The following is a 1,704-nucleotide window of genomic DNA, read 5'->3' on the forward strand; positions in this document are numbered from 1 at the left end:
GGCGCATTTCCATAGAGAAAAGCTCCATAAGAAATTTTTCAGGAGATTCCGTTGGAATCGATTCATAGATTTCGGCGACGTAGGCAAGGCGGAGCGACTTGCACATTTCTTTTAGGCTCATGCGGTGCCACCTTCTCCCCACGGCCGGTTTAGGCTGTCATACTTGCTCCAGTCCACATCATAAGGGTGATCCTCAACCACGGCTGGGTCGTCGTCCTCGCCCAGTAGCTCGTATAGGCGTTCATTGATCTCGAGGATTGGATACAGTGCGAGCTTGGCTCGGATCCAGCCCAGTCGTTCCTGCCGGACGAGTAAGTTCGGCACACCCAGATACTCTTTGATTCTACCCGGCAGATATTCGGAATAACGGGAGTGCCCGAAGCTTCTCGGCTTCTTGTGCCAAGTACTGATGATGTTTTCCCACGGGAGCGCACGTTTTGTCATCATGTAAGGTCGTTTTTCTTCGTAGAGAATTTCTCCGTAAAGTGAGAGAATCTTCATCGAATCCCATCTTAGGATGGCGCGTACTTGCCCATGACGAAACCCTGAAGGGATCAAAACTTTCGTCTTATCGATCGTTATTTCGCCGTACTTGTTCACCTTGAACAGTTCTTCCTTGAAGACGGGGAAGTCTTCTTGCGGTAATCGCAACAGATGTCTCTGTTCTTCTTCGAACAGCTCACGGATCAGCACATGCTTTTCGTAATGCACTCGCTCCATGTCGTCCCGTAGGGAAACTGCGAGCTGTCGGTTCATCGAATCGTAATCATGCATGACAGGGGCCGGGACAAGAAAGTTGTATCGAACGTATCCGACCTTGTTCTCGACACTTCCTTTCTCGTTCCCGCTGTAAGGATTACAGCTTTGGACTTGGAATCTATAATGAGCCATGAACTGCAGGAAAGCATCGGTATAGATCGCCTCTTCCCTGGTCGTTCGCGGTTGAATGACTGCGGCGGGGAGATTATCAATTCGGAGTTGTTGCGGCACACCGCCGATTTCTTCAAAAAGCATTTTGAGTCCCGTCAGGAAGCACTCTTGGTTTTCTGCGGGGAGGGCGACGGCTGCCGTGCGGTTGCTGAAGGGCAGACTCATGACGAGGCACTTCACATCGACCGCATGACTATCTTTGACGACTTCCATCGTCCCGAAATCCACCTGCGCCTCACCCGGAGGATGCTGCAGTCGTTCATGCCTTGTGTCGTTTTCCTCTTCGCTTGTCATATGCCAGCTCTTGATGAAATTGCAGACCGTTCGATAAGAGCCCTCGAATCCGTTCGCCACCAGCGTTTCATAAATCTTTTTATTCGTTCGTCTCAACTTTTTCTGAAGCATCTGATCCTCGGTCAACCAATCCTCGACCATCTCTCCCCATTTCGTTCTGTACATCATGCCCCTCTTGGGGCGAATGGTTTCGCTTGGCAATTGAGCTGAATCCGCATATTTTTTAACTGTTCTCCAATTGAGGTCTAGATTTTTAGCGATTCGATTGATTGAATGTGATTTGTGGTTTCTGAGAAATTTGATACAATTGATATCGGACATTGCTAGCATTCCTTCCATCTCCTAACGTTCTTGTGTCGCAACTTAAACGTTAGGGTGAGATTATGATTGCTGGCAAGTCCTTTTTCTTTTCAAAAATAGGAGTGCAGAGTTGTGTACGTTTCCGTTGCACACTTCTGCACTCCTATTTTGCACTACACA

General features: G+C 48.6%; 1 protein-coding gene. It reads right to left on the bottom strand.

Going from position 1 to position 1,704, the window contains the following annotated elements; genetic code table 11:
• Positions 1 to 117: 117 nt before the first annotated feature.
• Positions 118 to 1,554: an IS21 family transposase gene (gene istA, locus ON063_RS14470; protein WP_274665601.1), complete on the bottom strand. Its 1,437-nt coding sequence runs from the start codon at positions 1,552 to 1,554 to the stop codon at positions 118 to 120.
• Positions 1,555 to 1,704: the final 150 nt, after the last annotated feature.

This window comes from Exiguobacterium sp. B2(2022), assembly GCF_028823655.1.
GTDB classification, from domain to species: domain Bacteria; phylum Bacillota; class Bacilli; order Exiguobacteriales; family Exiguobacteriaceae; genus Exiguobacterium; species Exiguobacterium aestuarii_A.